At 44.8% G+C, this 20,813-nt stretch carries 14 protein-coding genes; 12 read left to right on the top strand and 2 right to left on the bottom strand.

Going from position 1 to position 20,813, the window contains the following annotated elements:
* The first annotated feature begins 56 nt into the window (after positions 1-56).
* The 7 genes from rplK (at position 57) to ON006_RS23120 (ending at position 11,314) form a co-directional block, all read left to right on the top strand.
* Positions 57-506, top strand: coding sequence for a 50S ribosomal protein L11 (gene rplK / locus ON006_RS23150; RefSeq protein WP_026631777.1), 450 nt, complete (start codon positions 57-59; stop codon positions 504-506).
* 35 nt (positions 507-541) lie between these two features.
* Entirely contained in the window at positions 542-1,240 is a 699-nt protein-coding gene (gene rplA, locus ON006_RS23145) for a 50S ribosomal protein L1 (RefSeq protein WP_244822402.1), read from the top strand.
* A gap of 1 nt (position 1,241) precedes the next feature.
* On the top strand, positions 1,242-1,772 hold the full coding sequence (rplJ, locus tag ON006_RS23140) for a 50S ribosomal protein L10 (protein ID WP_244822401.1): 531 nt from the start codon (positions 1,242-1,244) through the stop codon (positions 1,770-1,772).
* An 87-nt stretch (positions 1,773-1,859) separates the two neighbouring features.
* Positions 1,860-2,246: a 50S ribosomal protein L7/L12 gene (rplL, locus tag ON006_RS23135; RefSeq protein WP_149240891.1), complete on the top strand. Its 387-nt coding sequence runs from the start codon at positions 1,860-1,862 to the stop codon at positions 2,244-2,246.
* 320 nt (positions 2,247-2,566) lie between these two features.
* Entirely contained in the window at positions 2,567-6,430 is a 3,864-nt protein-coding gene (gene rpoB, locus ON006_RS23130; RefSeq protein ID WP_244822400.1) for a DNA-directed RNA polymerase subunit beta, read from the top strand.
* A gap of 91 nt (positions 6,431-6,521) precedes the next feature.
* Positions 6,522-10,844 carry a DNA-directed RNA polymerase subunit beta' gene (gene rpoC / locus ON006_RS23125; protein ID WP_244822399.1) on the top strand — a complete coding sequence of 1,441 codons (4,323 nt, stop codon included), beginning with the start codon at positions 6,522-6,524 and terminating at the stop codon, positions 10,842-10,844.
* Positions 10,845-10,984: 140 nt separating this feature from the next.
* Entirely contained in the window at positions 10,985-11,314 is a 330-nt protein-coding gene (locus tag ON006_RS23120; protein WP_244822398.1) for a DUF3467 domain-containing protein, read from the top strand.
* Between the two features lie 2 nt (positions 11,315-11,316).
* Here ON006_RS23120 and ON006_RS23115 read toward each other — a convergent pair whose 3' ends face one another.
* Complete coding sequence (locus ON006_RS23115) at positions 11,317-12,981, bottom strand: T9SS type A sorting domain-containing protein (RefSeq protein ID WP_244822397.1); 1,665 nt, start codon at positions 12,979-12,981, stop codon at positions 11,317-11,319.
* Positions 12,884-14,005: a zinc metalloprotease gene (locus ON006_RS23110; RefSeq protein WP_244822396.1), complete on the bottom strand. Its 1,122-nt coding sequence runs from the start codon at positions 14,003-14,005 to the stop codon at positions 12,884-12,886. The genes ON006_RS23115 and ON006_RS23110 overlap by 98 nt, the downstream gene beginning before the upstream one ends.
* A gap of 338 nt (positions 14,006-14,343) precedes the next feature.
* On the opposite strand from ON006_RS23110, the gene ON006_RS23105 reads away from it, so the two are divergent.
* The 5 genes from ON006_RS23105 to ON006_RS23085 all read left to right on the top strand — a co-directional run bounded on the left by ON006_RS23105 (position 14,344) and on the right by ON006_RS23085 (position 20,711).
* Positions 14,344-14,805 (top strand): (2Fe-2S)-binding protein, encoded by a 462-nt coding sequence (locus tag ON006_RS23105; protein ID WP_244822395.1) that lies wholly within the window; start codon positions 14,344-14,346, stop codon positions 14,803-14,805.
* Positions 14,806-14,807: 2 nt separating this feature from the next.
* On the top strand, positions 14,808-16,952 hold the full coding sequence (locus ON006_RS23100; RefSeq protein ID WP_244822394.1) for a xanthine dehydrogenase family protein molybdopterin-binding subunit: 2,145 nt from the start codon (positions 14,808-14,810) through the stop codon (positions 16,950-16,952).
* A 142-nt stretch (positions 16,953-17,094) separates the two neighbouring features.
* Positions 17,095-18,066, top strand: a complete 972-nt coding sequence (locus ON006_RS23095; RefSeq protein ID WP_244822393.1) for a hypothetical protein — start codon at positions 17,095-17,097, stop codon at positions 18,064-18,066.
* A 48-nt stretch (positions 18,067-18,114) separates the two neighbouring features.
* A complete protein-coding gene (locus ON006_RS23090; RefSeq protein ID WP_244822392.1) occupies positions 18,115-20,049 on the top strand; it encodes a KUP/HAK/KT family potassium transporter in 1,935 nt (644 codons plus the stop codon).
* A gap of 296 nt (positions 20,050-20,345) precedes the next feature.
* Positions 20,346-20,711: a hypothetical protein gene (locus ON006_RS23085; protein WP_244822391.1), complete on the top strand. Its 366-nt coding sequence runs from the start codon at positions 20,346-20,348 to the stop codon at positions 20,709-20,711.
* Positions 20,712-20,813 lie beyond the last annotated feature (102 nt).

The following is a 20,813-nucleotide window of genomic DNA, read 5'->3' as shown; positions in this document are numbered from 1 at the left end:
GCTTCCACTTGCATGTGAGCCGTTAATCAAACAATGAACCGACAAATTCCAAAACAATGGCAAAAGAAATAGGTGGATACGTCAAACTACAGGTAAAAGGTGGCCAAGCCAATCCTTCACCTCCGATTGGACCTGCATTAGGTTCGAAGGGTTTGAATATCATGGAGTTTTGCAAGCAATTCAATGGCCGTACCCAGGACAAAATGGGTGTGGTATTGCCGGTAGTTATTACATACTATAAGGATAAGTCTTTTGACTTCGTCATTAAGACCCCCCCGGCCGCGATTCTGCTTCTGGAAGCATCAAAAGTAAAGACAGGTTCGGCTCAGCCAAACCGTTTGAAGGTAGGTTCGGTATCATGGGATCAGGTTCGTACGATCGCTGAGACTAAAATGCCAGATCTTAATTGCTTTACAATTGATTCTGCTATGAAAATGATTGCGGGAACGGCTCGTAGTATGGGTATTACTGTAGCAGGCAAAGCCCCGTGGGAAGAAAACAACTGAGCGTAGATTAAATATACGCCAAAGAAACAAAGAACATGGGAAAACTGACCAAAAAGCAAAAAGAAGCTCTTTCGAAATTCGACGCAAATCAGGCTTACTCACTAGAGGCAGCAGCGGACGTACTTAAGACGATTTCTTATACCAAATTTGATTCTTCCGTGGATATCGATGTCCGTTTGGGCGTTGATCCTCGTAAAGCTGATCAGATGGTACGTGGCGTGGTAACATTGCCACACGGAACCGGAAAAGAAGTTCGTGTATTGGTTTTGTGTACTCCGGATAAGGAGGCAGAAGCGAAAGAAGCAGGAGCAGATTTTGTTGGTCTTGACGAGTATATCACTAAGATAGAACAAGGCTGGACTGACATTGACGTAATTATCACAATGCCTAGTGTAATGGCAAAAGTGGGACGGTTAGGTAAAGTATTGGGTCCTCGCGGTCTGATGCCAAATCCTAAATCAGGAACGGTAACTCCGGATGTAGCGAAAGCTGTGAAAGAAGTAAAAGCAGGTAAGATTGATTTCAAAGTTGATAAAACAGGGATCATTCATACAAGCGTTGGAAAGGTTTCATTTGGAATCGACCAGCTTACACAGAACGCTCAGGAAGTTATCAATACCTTGGTTCGCCTTAAACCATCTTCGGCAAAAGGTACTTACGTAAAGAGCATTCACTTGTCAAGCACGATGAGCCCGGGTGTTACTATTGATAAAAACACGATTCCAGGATTATAATATGACACGGGAAGAGAAAGCAGTAATTATAGACGAATTAAGTCAAAAATTCGCTAGCACTCCATACTTCTATATTACCAATGCAACCGGCATGTCCGTTGGCGAGGTAAATACCCTGAGAGGCCTTTGCTTCGAACGTGGTATCGAGTATCGTGTTGTGAAGAATACATTGATTAAGAAAGCACTAGAAACATTAGATACGGATTATTCCTCTTTTGACGAAGTTTTGAAAGGAATGTCCGGAGTTATGTTTCACCCGGAGTCAGGTAAAGTACCTGCGCAATTGATTAAGGAATTCAAGAAAAAATCAGGTAGCGACAAGCTTAAATTTAAAGGAGCTTCTGTTGATACTGCGGTTTTTGTTGGTGAAAGCCAGCTTGACGTTCTGATCTCTCTGAAATCGAAACAAGAAATGATCGGTGAGATTATCGGATTGCTGCAATCACCTGCTAAAAATGTTATCGGCGCTCTTCAAAGCGGAGGAAACAAATTGGCTGGTATTCTCAAAACTTTATCTGAGAAAGAAGACTAATTAAATAGCCAGGCTTAGCTCCCCGGGTAGTTAAAAATGGAGCTTTTTAAATCATCTTATTGTATAATCAAAAAAATCTAAATAAAAATGGCAGATTTGAAAGCTTTCGCAGAACAGCTTGTTAACCTAACGGTTAAAGAAGTGAACGAATTGGCTACAATTCTTAAAGACGAGTACGGTATTGAGCCTGCAGCTGCTGGTGCAGTGATGGTGGCAGGTCCTGCTGGTGGTGCTGGTGCTGACGCTCCTGTAGTTGAAGAGAAAACATCTTTTGATGTTATCTTGAAAGCTGCTGGTGCAAGCAAACTGGCTGTTGTGAAATTGGTTAAAGACCTTACTGGTCTTGGACTGAAAGAAGCAAAAGAACTAGTTGACGGTGCTCCAAAACCTGTTAAAGAAGGAGTTGCGAAAGACGAAGCAGAAGCTTTGAAAAAACAACTTGAAGAAGCAGGTGCAGAAGTTGAAGTGAAGTAATTTGCTTTTCAACTACAACCTATAATTCTAAGGAAATAGGCCTGACTCGCGTCAGGTCTTTTCCTATTTTGTGTATAGACCAAACGAAATAAGTTTTTCTGACGTTTGGATTAAGGGTGCAACGGTGAAATATCCATAAATCCCATCTCCTTTCCGATAATTTGCCCGAAACACTTCTTTACTCGTAGAAAAGACAGAAAAGGGGCGATTATTTATTCTCTACGAGGCATTAGATTAGGTTAAAACTAATTAATACCATGCGTGCTGTAAAGGTTACTTGTACGCATTAGTTTTTCTGCTAACCCAAATCAAACATAGCCTTGGCTACAATTAAAGCAACACCTAGAAAAAATTTCTCAAGGATTAATCAGATCATCGATTATCCGGATCTTTTAGGAATCCAGGTACAATCGTTCCGTGATTTCTTCAGTCTGGATACTTCTGTGGAAGATCGTTCAGGAGAAGGTTTGTACAAAGTTTTCGCTGAAAACTTTCCAATTGCTGATTCGCGCGACAATTTCGTGTTGGAGTTCATTGATTATCTTCTTGAACCACCGAAATATTCAGTCGATGAATCCATTGATCGTGGTCTGACTTACGCAGTACCATTGAAAGCAAAATTGCGGTTGATCTGTAATGATGCTGATCATGAAGAATTTGAAACCATTGAGCAGGAAGTGTTCTTAGGAAATATTCCTTACATGACTGAGCGTGGTTCATTTGTAATCAATGGTGCAGAGCGCGTAATCGTTTCGCAATTGCACCGTTCACCAGGTGTGTTCTTCTCTATGAGCAAGCACACAAACGGTTCTAAGCTGTATTCTGCACGTATTATTCCATTCAAAGGTTCGTGGATTGAATTCTCGACCGATGTGAATAACGTCATGTATGCGTACATCGACCGTAAGAAGAAATTCCCGGTAACAACGCTGTTGAGAGCGATTGGATTTGGTTCTGATAAAGACATTCTTGATCTGTTCGGTTTGTCAGAAGAAATCAGTGCTACTCCTACAAACCTTAAAAAGGCAGTAGGCCGTCGCTTGGCAGCAAGGGTTCTTCGTACCTGGACAGAAGATTTCGTAGATGAAGATACTGGGGAGGTTGTTTCGATTCAGCGTAATGAAGTGTTGTTGGAGCGTGATTCAACAATCTCTGCTGAGGATATCGAAGTGATCGTGGAGTCAGGACAGAAATCTGTTATTCTGCACAAAGAGGACATGAATGTTGCGGATTATAATATCATTTATAATACGCTGCAAAAAGATAGCTCGAACTCGGACAAAGAAGCCGTTGAGCAAATTTACCGCCAGCTACGTAATGCAGAGGCACCTGACGAGCAAACAGCGAGAGACGTAATTCAAAGCTTGTTCTTCAGTGATAAGCGTTATGACCTTGGTGATGTTGGCCGTTACAGGATCAACAAGAAATTAGGTTCTGATACTAGTCTGGACGTTCGCGTTTTGACAACAGGAGATATTGTTTCGATCGTGAAATATCTGATCGGTCTGATCAATGCGAAAGCAGTAGTCGATGATATTGATCACTTGTCAAACCGTCGTGTTCGTACCGTTGGAGAGCAGCTTTATGCGCAGTTTGGTGTAGGTCTTGCCCGTATGGCGCGTACTATCAAAGAGCGTATGAATGTTCGTGACAACGAAGATTTCAAGCCTGTTGATTTGATCAATGCGCGTACGCTTTCTTCTGTTATCAACTCATTCTTTGGTACAAACCAGTTGTCACAGTTCATGGATCAAACCAATCCATTGGCTGAGATTACGCACAAGCGTCGTATGTCCGCACTTGGGCCTGGTGGTCTTTCTCGTGAAAGAGCAGGTTTCGAGGTTCGTGACGTTCACTACACGCACTATGGTCGTCTTTGTACCATTGAAACTCCGGAAGGACCAAACATCGGTTTGATTTCATCACTTTGTGTATTTGCCAAAGTAAATGGAATGGGCTTTATCGAAACACCATACCGTGTTATCGATGGCGCCGGAAAGCTGACGAATGAGCTTATATATATGACTGCCGAGGAAGAGGATTCCAAATACATTGCACAAGCTAATGCTTCTGTGGATGATAAAGGAAACTTTACGGTAGAAAAAATCAAGACACGTTTTGAAGGTGACTTCCCGATGGTGGATCCTTCACAAGCGTCATTTATGGACGTTGCTGCCAACCAGATCGTATCTGTTGCGGCATCTCTTATTCCATTCCTTGAGCATGATGATGCTAACCGTGCATTGATGGGATCTAACATGCAGCGTCAAGGTGTTCCATTGTTGCGCCCACAAGCGCCAATCGTTGGAACTGGCCTTGAAAAGCGTGTTGCGATGGATTCACGTGCATTGGTAGTTGCTGAGGGAGACGGCGTAATCGAATTTGTTGATGCTAAGAAAATTGTTGTTAAGTATGACAGAACAGATGACGAACGTCTGGTAAGTTTTATTGAGGACAGTGTTTCTTACGATCTTGTTAAATTCCGCCGTACCAACCAGGATACTTGCCTTAACCTTCAACCAATGGTCCTTAAAGGGCAGAAGGTGAAGAAAGGGGAGGCACTTTGCCAGGGTTATGGAACAGAAGGTGGCGAACTTGCACTAGGCCGTAACCTGTTGGTTGCGTTCATGCCTTGGCAGGGATACAACTTTGAGGATGCGATTGTAATTTCTGAAAAAGTAGTTCGCGACGATATTTTCACTTCGATTCACATTGAAGAATTCGAATTGGAAGTTCGTGATACAAAACGTGGAGAAGAAGAACTTACAGCTGAAATTCCAAACGTAAGCGAGGAAACTGTTAAAAATCTGGACGAAAATGGTATTGTTCAGGTTGGTACAGAAGTAAAAGAAGGAGATATATTAATCGGTAAGATTACTCCAAAAGGAGAATCAGATCCAACTCCTGAAGAAAAACTACTTCGTGCGATCTTTGGTGATAAAGCCGGTGATGTGAAGGATGCTTCTAAAAAAGCGCCTCCATCCATGAAAGGTGTGGTTATCGATACCAAACTTTTCTCCCGTCCTACCAAAGAAGAGCGTGCTAAACATAAAGATGAGCTTCGTCTGTTAATGAAAAAATACAGCCGCGAGCTGACCGCACTTCGTGGTCGTATCATTGACAAACTGGTTGCCCTTGTTGATGGGAAAACTAGCCAGGGAGTCAAGCACAAGTTCGGTGATGAGTTGATCAGCAAAGGAATGAAGTTCAATGTGAGAAATATCTCAGAAAACTTGTTCCCAGCCAACAACCCATACCGTGACGAAAGCCAGTATGCAGTTGTTGAGGAGGTTAACCTTATCGGCGACGTTTTGACTGACTCTTGGACAGAGGATAGCGAGACAAACAGCCAGGTTTCATTGGTTCTGAAAAACTACCTGAATGCACGTAGCGAATTGATGGGCCGTTTCAAACGTGACCGTTTCGCTCTTGAAGTAGGTGATGAACTTCCTGCTGGAATCGTGAAATTAGCGAAAGTATACATCGCCAAGAAACGTAAGCTGAAAGTTGGAGATAAAATGGCGGGTCGTCACGGTAACAAAGGGGTAGTTGCCCGTATCGTTCGTGATGAAGATATGCCATTCCTGGAAGACGGGACACCAATGGACATCGTGTTGAACCCACTTGGGGTACCTTCACGTATGAACATTGGTCAGATATATGAAACCATTCTTGCATGGGCAGGTTTGAAACTCGGTCGCCGCTATGCTACTCCCATCTTCGATGGAGCTACGGAAGCAGAAGTAGCAGCAGAGCTAAAAGAAGCCGGATTGCCCGATTGGGGACGTACATATCTTTACAATGGATTGAGCGGAGATCGTTTCGATCAGCCGATCACAGTTGGATTGATGTACATGATGAAGCTGGGCCACTTGGTTGACGATAAGATGCACGCGCGCTCTATCGGGCCGTACTCGCTTATTACGCAGCAACCATTGGGTGGTAAAGCACAGTTCGGAGGTCAGCGTTTTGGAGAAATGGAAGTGTGGGCACTTGAAGCATTCGGTGCATCTCACATTTTGCAAGAAATCCTGACGGTTAAATCCGATGACGTTGTTGGCCGTGCCAAAGCATACGAAGCAATCGTGAAAGGTGAAAACCTTCCGAAACCAAATATTCCGGAGTCATTCAACGTACTTGTGCACGAACTTCGTGGACTAGCATTGGAAATTACGCTGGACTAATTTTTAGTCGTAAGCGGTGCATTGAGAAGTGCACCGCTTAGAAATGCAATCAAAATTGAGTTTCGACTAACAGACAAACGACTTTTTAATTATGTCTTTCAAAAAGAACAAAAAACTTAATAGTGATTTTTCCAGAATGACCATCAGTCTGGCTTCACCTGAGTCTATCCTTGAGAGCTCATTCGGTGAAGTAACCCAGCCTGAAACCATCAACTACCGTACTTACAAGCCGGAAATGGGTGGGTTATTCTGCGAACGTATTTTTGGGCCTGTAAAGGACTGGGAATGTCACTGTGGGAAATACAAACGTATTCGTTATAAAGGTATCATCTGCGACCGTTGCGGTGTAGAGGTTACTGAGAAAAAGGTACGTCGTGAGCGTATGGGACACATTGAATTGGTGGTTCCTGTTGCACACATCTGGTACTTCCGCAGCTTGCCGAACAAAATCGGTTACCTGCTTGGATTGTCTACCAAAAAATTGGATCAAATTATCTACTACGAGCGATATGCCGTAGTTCAGCCTGGTATCAAAGAAGAAGATGGCGTCAGCTACCTTGACTTCCTTACTGAGGACGAATACCTGGATATCATTGACAAGCTTCCTCGCGAAAACCAAATGCTTCCCGACACGGATCCAAATAAGTTTATCGCGAAAATGGGTGCTGATGCGCTTGAAATGCTTTTGAACCGGATCAAACTGGATGAGCTTTCATACGAACTTCGTCACCAGGCAGCAACAGACACTTCGCAGCAGCGTAAAGCAGAAGCTTTGAAACGTCTTAAAGTTGTTGAAGCTTTCCGTGATGCAAATACACGTATCGAAAACCGTCCAGAATGGATGGTGATCAAAATGGTTCCGGTTATTCCACCAGAACTTCGTCCGCTTGTACCTCTTGACGGTGGTCGTTTCGCGACTTCCGATTTGAATGACCTTTATCGTCGTGTAATCATCCGGAACAACCGTTTGAAACGTCTGATCGAGATTAAAGCGCCTGAGGTAATCTTGCGTAACGAAAAAAGGATGTTGCAGGAAGCGGTTGACTCGCTTTTCGATAACAGCCGTAAAGTAAACGCGGTACGTTCAGAAGGTAACCGTGCATTGAAGTCACTTTCTGACATGCTGAAAGGTAAGCAAGGACGTTTCCGTCAAAACTTGCTTGGTAAGCGTGTCGATTATTCAGGTCGTTCGGTAATCGTCGTTGGTCCTGAATTGAAACTGCATGAGTGCGGTTTGCCAAAAGATATGGCGGCGGAATTATTCAAGCCGTTCATTATCCGCAAGCTGATCGAGCGTGGAATTGTTAAAACTGTAAAATCAGCTAAGAAAATCGTAGATCGTAAGGATCCTGTGATTTGGGATATCCTGGAAAACGTTTTGAAAGGACACCCTGTTCTTCTAAACCGTGCTCCAACATTGCACCGTTTGGGTATCCAGGCGTTCCAGCCTAAGCTGATCGAAGGAAAAGCGATCCAGTTGCACCCATTGGTTTGTACTGCATTCAACGCTGACTTTGACGGTGACCAGATGGCCGTTCACGTGCCATTGGGTCAGGAAGCCGTTTTGGAAGCTTCGATGTTGATGCTTTCGTCACATAACATTCTTAACCCTGCCAACGGTGCGCCGATCACGGTACCATCACAAGACATGGTTTTGGGTCTGTATTATGTAACCAAAGGCCGTGTAAGCACTCCTGAGTATCCGATTATCGGAGAAGGAATGATTTTCTACGGTCCTGACGAAGTGATCATTGCAATTAACGAAGGCAAAGTTTCAAAACATGCTAACATCAAATGCCGTCTGAGAGTACGGAATGATGATGGTACTTTTGAAATTAAACTGGTCGACACTGTTGCCGGACGTATCCTGTTCAACCAGGCTGTTCCAGCAGAAGTAGGTTATATCAATGAGCTGTTGACCAAGAAAAAATTGCAGCAGATCATTGGTTTGGTATTCAAACTGGCGGGTGTTGCCCGTACAGCTCAATTCCTTGATGAAATCAAAGAACTTGGTTTCCAAATGGCCTTCAAAGGTGGTTTGTCAATGGGATTGAACGACGTAATGGTACCAGACGAAAAAGTGAAACTGATCGAGCAGGCGAAACTGGACGTTGAAAACGTTTGGAGTAACTACTTGATGGGTCTTATCACTGAAAACGAACGTTACAACCAGGTTATCGATATCTGGACACGTGTTAACTCACGTATCACAGAAACTTTGATGAAGCAGTTGGAAACAGATCAGGGTGGATTTAACTCTATCTATATGATGATGCACTCTGGTGCGCGTGGATCACGTGAGCAGATTCGTCAGCTGGGTGGAATGAGGGGTCTGATGGCCAAGCCTCAGAAAAACATCGCGGGTGGTGCAGGTGAAATCATCGAGAACCCGATCCTTTCTAACTTCAAAGAAGGTCTTGACGTTCTTGAATACTTTATCTCAACACACGGTGCTCGTAAAGGTCTTGCCGATACAGCCTTGAAAACAGCGGATGCAGGTTACCTGACCCGTCGTTTGCATGACGTAGCTCAGGATGTTGTAGTTGTGGAAGAGGATTGCGGATCACTTCGTGGTATTGCAATTTCAGCTCTGAAAGACAACGAAGATATCGTTGAACCGTTGTCAGAACGTATTTTGGGTCGTGTAAGCGTTCACGATGTATTTGATCCTCTTTCTAATGAGATGATCTTGGCTTCCGGTCAGGAAATTACGGAGGAAATTGCTTCGTACATTGACGAAACCAGCATTGAAACCGTTGAAATCCGTTCGGTACTGACTTGCGAGACACGTAATGGTGTTTGTGCGAAATGTTACGGACGTTCTCTGGCTTCGGCGCACATGGTTAACATTGGTGAAGCTGTGGGTGTAATTGCATCTCAGTCAATCGGTGAGCCAGGTACGCAGCTTACACTTCGTACATTCCACGTCGGTGGTACTGCTTCCAACATCTCTGTTGAGGCAAACATCAAGGCGAAATTCGATGGTGTAATTGGTTTTGAAGATCTTCGTTTGGTTCAATCTGTTAATTCAGAAGGAGACGAAGTGACGGTAGTAATGGGTCGTTCAGGAGAAGTTAAAATTACAAACCCTGAAACTGGCCAATTGCTGATCTCGAACAACGTACCTTATGGTGCCCACCTTTTGGTAAAAGACGGAGAGAAAGTTCTGAAAGGACAAGAGCTTTGTACCTGGGATCCATATCACGCAGTAATCCTTTCTGAATTCACTGGTACCGTGTCATTCGATGCTATTGAAGAAGGAATTACATACCGTGAAGAATTTGATGAGCAAACTGGTTTCCAGGAATCAGTAATCATTGAAACACGTGATAAAACCAAAAACCCTGCGTTAGTGGTAAAAGGTAAGAGCACGTTGTTGAAAGATCAAACTGAAAAAGGATATAACTTGCCAGTAGGAGCCCGTTTGGTGGTGAAAAATGGTACGGCTATCAAAGCAGGTCAGCCATTGGCGAAAATCCCTCGTGTTGTTGGTAAAACACGCGATATCACGGGAGGTTTGCCACGTGTAACTGAACTTTTCGAAGCTCGTAACCCGTCCAACCCAGCAACGGTTTCTGAAATTGACGGGGTAGTTTCTTACGGAGGTGTGAAACGCGGTAACCGTGAAATTCATATCGAATCAAGAGACGGAACGCAACGTCGTTATATGGTTGCCCTGTCGAAACACATTCTGGTTCAGGATGGGGACTTCGTAAGAGCAGGAGATCCATTGTCTGACGGAGCGATCACACCGGCTGATATCTTGTCTATCAAAGGACCAACTGCTGTTCAGGAGTATCTTGTGAATGAAATTCAGGAAGTATACCGTCTGCAAGGTGTGAAGATCAATGATAAGCACATTGAGTGTATTGTACGCCAGATGATGCAGAAAGTAGAGATTCTCGATGCAGGTGATACCAACTTCCTTGAAATGCAACCGGTTGACCGCGTTGTGTTCCGCGAAGAGAATGACAAGATCCTGGATATGAAAGTGGTAGAAGACGCAGGTAGCTCTGAAACATTGAAACCAGGTATGATCATTTCGGTACGTCGTTTGCGTGATGAAAATTCAAGCTTGAAACGTCGTGACTTGAAACTGGTTACTGCCCGTGATGCTCAGGCTGCGGTTGCGAAACCTACTTTGATGGGTATTACCCAGGCTTCATTAGGTACTGAAAGTTTTGTTTCTGCGGCTTCGTTCCAGGAAACAACCAAAGTATTGAGCGAAGCAGCGGTACGTGGAAAACGCGACGAACTGAAAGGCTTGAAAGAAAACGTGATCGTAGGTCACCTGATCCCAGCTGGAACGGGAATGCGTCAATACGAAAGCCTGATCGTTGGATCAAAAGAAGAATACGATGCATTGACTGACTCACGTGAAAAACAATCACGTAAAAAGAAAGAGTTAGTGTAGTTGATGTTCTGAATATAAAAAGAGCCGGTTCTGCTTATGTGGGACCGGCTCTTTGCTTTTTGATGCTATTTATTTTTAGTAATTTCCGCTGCCAAAGCAAATCGCTCAATGAATAGCAGATGCTATTAACAAAATAATCAATGGAAGATAACAGTAAAGAAAACGAGCAACAGATTAACGTAGAATTATCCGAAGAAATGGCGGAAGGTGTTTACTCTAATCTGGCTATGATAGCGCATTCAAACAGTGAATTTATATTGGATTTTATCCGATTGATGCCGGGTGTACCGCGCGCAAAAGTAAAGGCCCGCATCATTATCACACCGGAGCATGCAAAACGTCTGATCGCAGCTTTGACAGATAATATCCAGAAATACGAAGACCAGTACGGCCTCATTCAAAGCTCACAGGATAATGAGCCAACTTTCAATTTTCCCATCAGTTTCGGAGGACCCGGCGGAGAAGCATAGCATTACTTCTTGACGATCTTCCAGGCGAGTTTGCTTCCTAAATGATCCGTCGAGAGAATGTATGCACCGGATGGAAGCGTACGGATATCCCATTCGGTAACTTTCTCCTGAATTTTCATGGAACGGATCATTGTTCCTTTTAAATCAGTAATGTAGAAGAAGCTGCGTTTTGCACCGGCTGCATTGCTTTTGATCACAATTTTATCCTCGCTGGGATTTGGGAAAATAGTGATCTCTGGCAAGCTGGCATGAGGTAGACTGGTGATTACAATTGGATTGACTTTGACTGCAAATGTTGTGTCGGCAGTAGCGCAGTTTTTACTGTTGCAACGAGCCGTAAAAGTCGTGTTGGAAAGCAGTTTCAATGTCAATGTCCCTTCATTTTGTATCAGCGAATCTTTCACCGAACCTTCTGAGTTCGTCCATGACCACAACTGGCCTTCCGGACAATTGGTTATTCGGAATTTCACTTCGTCACCAGACTCCACCACATTTTTAATGTTGCTGAATAAAGGCGGGTCCATTGGCGGACAATTGGTCATACGTATATACCCGAAAATTCCGCTGAGCCACATATTTTCTTTGTCGTCAACCAGCAGATCATTTGCCACGTACTCATAAGGAATGGAGGTACCTGCCTGAATCCAGTTTCCGGATTCGCATCTGAAAACTTTCGTTTCAAGTCCCGTCGCAAGCACAAAAGCGTCACCCGCAGGCGAGAGCGCCAAACCGGAAAGATTACGGCCTAATGGTGAATTGGTATCATCAAAAACCTTCCATTGCTCCCCGTCATACAACGCAATGGACCCCATTGAAGTGAACGGATCGTACTGTCGCAACCACAAGTGCCCGGCATTGTTTACATGCATCTGATAAATGTTCTTTTTAATATTCGGATTTCGGGTATAGTCAATGGTTTCCAGAACATTGTAATTGTTCAGGTCAAGCACAGCAACCTCGCCCGATACACCATAGGAGTTACTAAGCAGAATCCAGGCCTTGTTGCCATTAGGGATTACCTGCAAAATCGACTGGGGTTCCGGGAAGCTTTTGACAGGGTTCAGGGTACCATTAACTTTCGTGAAAATGGTATTATAATTCCAGAGAAGTTTGGCGTCGGAATCAAAACCAGTGATGAGATTATAATGAATAAAAGGCTCGACGGGAACCTTCGGATCTTCATTTTGAATGTCATTGACGCGGAATGACCCATAGGCACCTTGTGTCATAATGTGGATACCCTGCTTTTGATCACTCTTCATGACCAGCCCATAACTCAACCCGAGGAGACCATTGGTATTGTCGCGGGTGAAAAGGTCATATGTTAATTCCTGCTGGTCCATTTTTACAATCCCTTGGTTGGTCCCAGGTAGCCATATGTTGTCTTTGGTGAGGACCGCTTTCACAGTGGGATACCCAAACAATTCCTGGTTGTGATCGCTCAAAAACTTGACATTAGCAGGTAACTGTTTATTTCCAGTCGTGAATTCAATGGTCACATCGGTCAGGTAACCTTCCGGGTAGTAAGAACGATCAAAATTAGTTTCCTCTATCCGAAGGAATAGCTTGCTATTTTGACGGTAAATTTTTGATAAATCCAGTGAATAGCTCGTAGTAATGATAGGTTTTTTTGAAAACAGGATTAGCCATTTCCAAATTGTTCGCAACGGTCACCGTCACGTCTGAATAACGTCCAATCGGGTGAAAGGAAAAAGGAAAAGACAGCGGGACATTCTGCAAATTGTTCGGGATAGGCATAAAAAGCCGGTCGTTTTTTGCAGGATTTGCTGAAAAAGACGCAACTTCCGACCAAGCCCCTCTTTTCTCACCTTGCATCGCCCGAACTCTCCATCTGAAACTGGCTCCATACGGAGGAACGTAATACAGGTTCGTTTGCTGTACAATGAAGCTGGCTGTCAGGTTAGTGAAACCAACATCAAAGGCGTGGGCAACCTCGATCTCATAATCGGTAGCTCGTTCCGCAGTTGAAAAAGTCAGATCAAGACCTGCTCTTGGAGGTATTACTTTGCCGCCCTGCGATTGGGTCAATATATCTGGTGGGCCCAGCTCCTTTGGTATAACTTTAATCACCCGAACTTCCGACCAGGCAGAATTCCCAAAAGCATTTACAGCCCGGATACGGATATAATAGTCTTTATTGGCCACCAGTATTTTTGTGGACAAGAGATTTACAGGCAAATTGAGGCTCGCAGCGCCCTGAAATCCCGAGTTATCTGCATAATTGATTTCGTACGACAAAGCCGTCGGAACCGCAGCCCAGGAGTAGAAATCACCCTTGTTAGTGGTCATATCTTTCAACGCATCAATGGCAGGGGCTGCTGTTTCAGCTTTTTTAAGAGTGCTCTCAGCATGCGTGCGCATTACAGTTTGGCACAGCGGATGAAATGTGTGCTCATCGCCGCAGTAACTCATAAGGCTTCCATTATCAAGCTGATTCAGCGATTTATCATAGCAACCACCCTCTGGCGAGGTACAATAGTCAATCGGGCCGCCCGGCCAGAAGCAGCTATGGGTATGTGGGGAACCAAAATTATGTCCGAATTCATGCATAATGGTGCCGTAGTTGCCGAGAGGGGATACATTATGCAGCCCGCCAAGGTTTGCAACACCGCTCGCCTCGGTCACATTCTTTGTAAAGAGATAAGTACGCTTGTCGAACGGAACATTCACCGCGGGGGTACTCCAGAGAAAGATCCTCGTCGTTCGTACCGCAAGTCAGTTGCTTTTTCTGGGCAACGCTATCAAAAAGGATGAAAAGGAAAAACAGGGCGTAGAGAAACTTCATTGACGAACGGATAAAGGGCGAGTACTGGTCAACTAAAAAGACACAACCTTGAATTTTTTCGTTGTATTATAGCGATATATTTTTCAATTCTCGGGTGAGAAAGTGGGCTGAATTTTCTTTATAGTTTAAATACCTTGTAATCAGCATTTTTGAAGCATTCTTTGTAAATTTCGGGAGCGGCTTCTTATCCGCAAAAGATATTTCTAGACCTAATCTATTCACCATGGCGTTATTTAAATTATCAATCAACAATCGTGCATACAATGCAGATGTAGAAGGGGATACCCCGTTACTCTGGGTATTGCGCGACAATTTTGGCCTCGTAGGGACCAAATACGGATGCGGTATCGCGCAGTGCGGTGCCTGTACCGTTCACCTGGACGGCAAAGCGGTGCGCTCCTGTGTGCTTCCTGTTTCGTCAGTCGGCAAAGCAAAAGTTACTACCATTGAAGGCTTGTCAGAAAAAGGAGATCATCCCGTACAAAAGGCGTGGGACGAGGTGGATGTGGCACAATGTGGCTACTGCCAGGCTGGCCAGATCATGACGGCAGCAGCTTTGCTGAAAGAAAAACCCAAACCAACTGACGAGGAGATTGTGTCTACCATGAGCGGAAATATTTGTCGTTGCGGTACTTATCACCGCATTAAGGAAGCAGTAAAAGTAGCAGCCACTAAATCCAACTGACCATGAAGACATTAGAACAAACTTCGAGGCGGGATTTCATGAGAATCGCCGCAGCAGCAGGTGGTGGTCTGTTTTTGGGTTTCAATTGGTCCAATTCGTCGGCACTTCCGGTGGTAGTAGATGCTAAACAGATAGCCGCAGGCTCCATTCATTTCAATAGCTATTTGTCCATCGGTACCGACAACAGCATTACCATTGTATCACCGAACCCGGAGATCGGGCAGGGTATCAAGACTGCATTTCCAATGGTGGTGGCGGAAGAACTGGACGCCGACTGGAAACAGGTTAAAACCGTTCAGGGAAATCTCGATACTACCATATTTGAAAGGCAGGTCACCGGCGGTAGCGGCGCAGTGCCGCATTCATGGGAAAGGCTACGCAAGGCTGGCGCCACAGCCCGTTATTTACTGATCGAAGCAGCGGCTGCCACCTGGAAAGTACCAACTGCTGAATGTAGTACCGAAAACGGAAAAGTCTTGCACAAGGCCTCCGGCAAATCGCTTTCATACGGACAACTTGCCGAGGCTGCTTCCAAACTAACGGTACCGAACGAAATTAAATTAAAGAACGAAAAGGATTTCAAACTGATCGGACAGTCTGTCCGTAATGTTGATAACAACAATATTGCTACCGGTAAACCACTTTTCGGGTTGGATTTTTACCGCGAAGGAATGTTGTTCGCATTAATTCAAAGACCTAAGGCATTCGGATTGAAATTAAAATCAGTCGATGCGGTAGCTGCGAAAGCAATGCCGGGGATTGTGGATGTAGTGACCTTTGATAACAGCGTAGCCGTAGTCGGCAAGTCTACATGGCAGGTGAAAAAGGCCAGGGAGGCATTGAAAATAGAATATGAAAAAGGTGGGGAACTGGAAAGCTCTTCGGATCACAACCGTATTTTCCAAAATCTGCTGGATAATGGAGAAGCTACTGTCCGCCGTAAAAACGGAGACGTTGATACTGCATTCAAAAATGCAGCGAAGGTGATCAAGGCTGAATACCAATGCCCGTTCTTACCGCATAGCCCGCTGGAACCGATGAATTTCTTTGCACACGTGCGGGAAGACGGGGTTGAACTGGTAGGGCCTACGCAAACGCCTGACCGCGCACGTACGGAAGTAGCGAAGCTGACCGGCATTGCCCCTGAGAAAATTACCGTCGAAATCACTCGTCAGGGCGGAGGATTTGGCCGCAGACTTGCTGCTGATTATGTAATGGAAGCCGCCAATGTATCCAAACTGATGAAGGCTCCCGTGAAGGTGATCTGGACCCGTGAGGATGACATGACCGGTGGCATTTATCGCCCTGCGGTACGTTATCGTTTCGAAGCAGCTTTGGACAAAAACGGAGAATTGATCGGATATAAATTAAGAGGGGTGGGCATTAATTCCGGAAATCCGACGAGAGAAGATAATTTCCCGTCAGGATCTGTGGATAACCTGCTGATCGACTCGGTTGAACATAAATCTCCCATTACGACCGGACCATGGCGTGCGCCGATCACCAATTTCCTGGCCTACGCTGAGCAGTCTTTCCTCGATGAGGTAGCTGAGGCAGCTGGCAAAGATCCCATTGAATTCCGTCTCGCTCTGCTGGAAAAGGCAAAAAAATCTCCGGCAGGCGATGTGAAATATGATGTAGACAGGATGATAGCCGTCATTAAAATGGCTGCTGAAAAAAGCAACTGGGGCAAGAAGAAAGGCGTTCATCAGGGTTTCAGTGTCTATTTTTCCCACCGGTCGTACGTGGCTCAGGTAGGAGAAGTAGTGGTGGAAAAAGGTAAGCCTGTTCTTAAGAACATCGTTGCGGCCGTGGATTGCGGTATAGTGATCAACAAAAGCGGCTCTTTACAGCAAGTAAGGGGCGGAGTTGTGGACGGTGTAGGCCACGCGATGTTTGGTAACATGACATTCAAAAACGGAACACCGGATCAGAGCAATTTCAATGGTTTCCGGTTGATACGGATGAATGAAATACCCGAGGTAGACGTGCATTTTGTAGACAACGGAATTTCACCGACGGGACTTGGCGAGCCTGCATTACCTCCGGCGGGAGGAGCCGTGGCTAATGCTTTTTACAAAGCAACCAAGCAACGGTTGAGAAACCAGCCTTTTATTAACGAGGAAGCATTCAAAGGCATTTCTTAAAATTATAGTGGAAACAATTATCAGACAGTAAGGTGAAAATGTGATACTGCATTTTTATCTTACTGTCTTTTATTTGAAATCAATCATATGCCCTTTAAGCGTGCCGCGACCATTCCATTTTCCTAAACCACTGATCTGTAAAATGAAAAAGACCATTACATCGCTACTTGCATTGCTATGCCTTTGTATCAGTGCGTATAGGCTGGCAGAATTTCCGGGTACTGAGATTACCAATGGCATTATCCAGGCCAAGTTGTACCTGCCCGATGCTTCCACCGGCTATTACCGGGGCACCCGTTTTGACTGGGCCGGCGTTGTGCCCAGTCTGGAATACAAGGGGCATTCTTACTTCGGTGTCTGGAATGCGGCACCTTATGATCCTAAATTGCACGATGCCATTACCGGTCCCGTGGAAGAATTCACGCCGCTCAGTTTTGATGACGCCAAAGCCGGAGAAACATTTGTAAAAATCGGTGTAGGCGTATTGGTGAAACCGGATGACAAAAAATACTCATTCGCAACCGATTACGAAGTCAAAAGCCAGGGGAAATGGACCTTGAACAAACAAAAGGACAGAGTAGAATTCACACACGAGTTGAAAGACGAGTCAGGATATGCCTACATTTATACCAAAACATTGAGATTGGTAAAAGGCAAGCCTGAACTTGTGTTGGAGCATAGCCTCAAAAATACGGGTACCAAGGACATTGCGACGAGTACGTACAATCATAATTTTTTCATGATTGACAAAGAACCGTCCAATCAAAATATCAGGATTAGATTCCCTTTTGAAGTGACAGGAGAAGGCAAGGGTTTCGGGACAATTATTAATGCAAAAGACAAAACGCTGAGCTATTCCAGGGAAGTTGTGAAGGGCGATCAGGTTTTCAGCAGCGGGTTGCAAGGTTTCGGGCCCACAGCCAAAGACTATGATATCCGCATTGAAAACATCAAAACCAATGCAGGGGTAAGGATTACCTCAGACCAGCCGTTGGAAAAACTGGTGTACTGGGCTTGCCCGACCACCTCTTGCCCGGAACCGTATATTAAATTGGCGGCAAAGCCTGGTCAGGAGATAAAATGGAAGATTAATTACGAATTTTACACTTTTTAAGCTTAAAGACGGCCGATAAGGTTTGTCCTGTTCTCAACAAAAGATTCAATGGGTAAACACGTTGATAAGGCATCTGCCGCCGGACTGCTGGTCGCACTGGGTATCATTTTCGGTGACATCGGTACTTCTCCACTTTATGTAATGCAGGCTATCATTGGCGATAATAGCATTTCGCCGGAAGTAGTGTATGGTGCAGTCTCCTGTATTTTCTGGACGCTTACATTACAGACAACGATTAAATATGTGATTCTTATCCTTCGTGCTGATAACAAAGGGGAAGGGGGTATACTTGCATTGTATGCGTTGGTGAGGAAAAAAGCTGCCTGGCTGACGGTACCGGCCATTATCGGTGCCAGTACATTGCTGGCCGACGGTATTATTACCCCGCCCATTTCCGTTTCTTCGGCGGTAGAAGGTTTGCGCATTCTTTATCCACGCATTCAAACCATTCCGATCGTAATTGGAATCCTCACGTTGCTGTTTATCATTCAGGTGTTTGGGACAACCATTGTCGGCAGGGCATTCGGCCCCGTGATGATGATCTGGTTCCTTATGCTCGCAGTTTTGGGGATTTCGCAGGTAGTTGCCCATCCTGAGATATTTAAAGCGCTTAATCCTTACTATGGTTACCAACTGCTGGCTAATCATCCGGGCGGTTTCTGGATGCTGGGGGCAGTTTTTCTTTGTACCACAGGAGCCGAAGCGTTGTATAGCGACCTTGGGCACTGCGGCCGTGGGAATATTCGCATCAGCTGGATTTTTGTTAAATCCTGTCTCATTCTCAACTATTTCGGGCAAGGAGCATGGCTGATCGTCCATTCAGGTGCCTTCCTGAACGGAAGAAAGCCATTTTATGAAATCATGCCCGACTGGTGGCTGCTGCCGGGTATTTGTATTGCTACCATGGCAACAATTATTGCAAGCCAGGCATTGATCAGCGGCTCGTTTACATTGATTTCAGAGGCGATCCGGCTAAATTTCTGGCCAAAAGTACGGCTCGTTTACCCCAGCGACCAGAAAGGACAACTTTATGTACCGAGCGTCAACTGGCTGCTATGGGCTGGCTGTGTGGGGATCGTGCTCTATTTTAAGGAATCGGCCCATATGGAAGCTGCGTATGGTCTGGCGATCACATTGACCATGATCATGACGACCATTCTGATGTCAGTCTATTTATATGTGAACAAAGTCAGTAAATGGCTGCTAGCTGTTTTTCTGATCGTTTATCTAGCCATTGAAGGCTCCTTTTTAGCTGCTAACCTGCTTAAATTTACACATGGAGGCTGGGTATCGCTGCTGCTGGCGACCATTATTGGCTTTGTGATTACGGTATGGCTCAAAGCATATTTTATCAAACTGAGACTGACCGAATTCGAGAGTCTGGTCAAGTACATTGGCCCGCTGCGGGAGCTGAGCAATGATATTAGTATTCCAAAGTACTCCACTCACCTCATATTCATGTCCAATGCATCGCATGAATCCGAAATTGAGAACAAGATCATTTATTCAATCTTTTATAAACGACCCAAAAGGGCTGACATTTATTGGTTTGTACACGTTGAAACCACCGATGAGCCTTACACAATGGATTACCATGTGAATATCATGGCTGAGGACGATGTGATCAAAGTTACGTTCAGGCTTGGTTTCCGGATTGAACAGCGCATGAACCTGTTCTTCCGAAAAGTGGTGGAGGATATGGTGATGAATAAGGAAGTGGACATTACCAGCCGTTATGAATCGCTGAGCCGTCAGAACATTACCGGGGACTTCCGGTTTATCGTTCTCGAACGTTACCTGTCCATTGATAACAACCTGCCGTTTATCGAAGACATGATCATGAAAATTTACTTCGGGATCAAAAGCATTACGACCTCGGAGGATAAATGGTTTGGTTTGGACAGCAGCTCGGTAAAGGTTGAAAAAGTACCACTGGTTCTCACCCCGACCGAGAAAATTCGGATCAAAAGAGTTTATGGTTAAAATTGGCGTTAGAATTACTTCGATGCACGTTTTGGGCTGAGAAAATCGTATTTCTGCCAGAGTTGATCGCTCAATGGGTATTCTAATACGCACTATGTGGATAGGCACCGGGCCTTTTAGTGACTCATTATGAAGCAATAACAGCCAAAGCCTGGAAAACGGGCTTGTGTTAGTTTAGATTAAACATATTTCAAAAAACTTTTAGAGCTTGAAGGAAAGCATCTTTTGGAATGCTTTTGGTAGCAGTTGACGCAATTAATTTTTTCAACGATTATTTACTTAATCAGGCTTTAAAAATGAAAAATCTAACCGCACTATTATTTGTGATGCTCCTGGCGATAGCGGGAACAATTCACGCACAGACGGTACCCGCACCTACTCAGCCCGTTCCGGAACAAAATCCGGTTCCAACGACGCCGACAGAAGATAAAAAACCTGACTTTAATTCGCCACATTCACCCGTCAGGCCTCCCAATACACCATCGGAAGATACGCTGATTAAAGGGCAGAAAAGCTCGGGAGCAGTTATCAAAGACACATTGATGCCATCGAGAAGCAAGAGGAGTGAGCGGGTGAATCGTCGGAACAGCAGAAAAGGAACTGCTGAAATGGATGATACGATCAAGACGGGCACTTCATCCGATCCGGTCAAAAAGCCGTAAATTTTAAAACTTAGTGTCAAATAAAATGCCTGGAAGACTGCTTCCGGGCATTTTATTTGTTAGGGTGTTAAAATCGATCAGCGGATGTCGATCGATAATGAA

The sequence above is a fragment of the Dyadobacter pollutisoli genome (assembly GCF_026625565.1).
Lineage (GTDB): Bacteria > Bacteroidota > Bacteroidia > Cytophagales > Spirosomataceae > Dyadobacter > Dyadobacter pollutisoli.
This window is presented reverse-complemented; position numbering and strand designations above follow the sequence as displayed.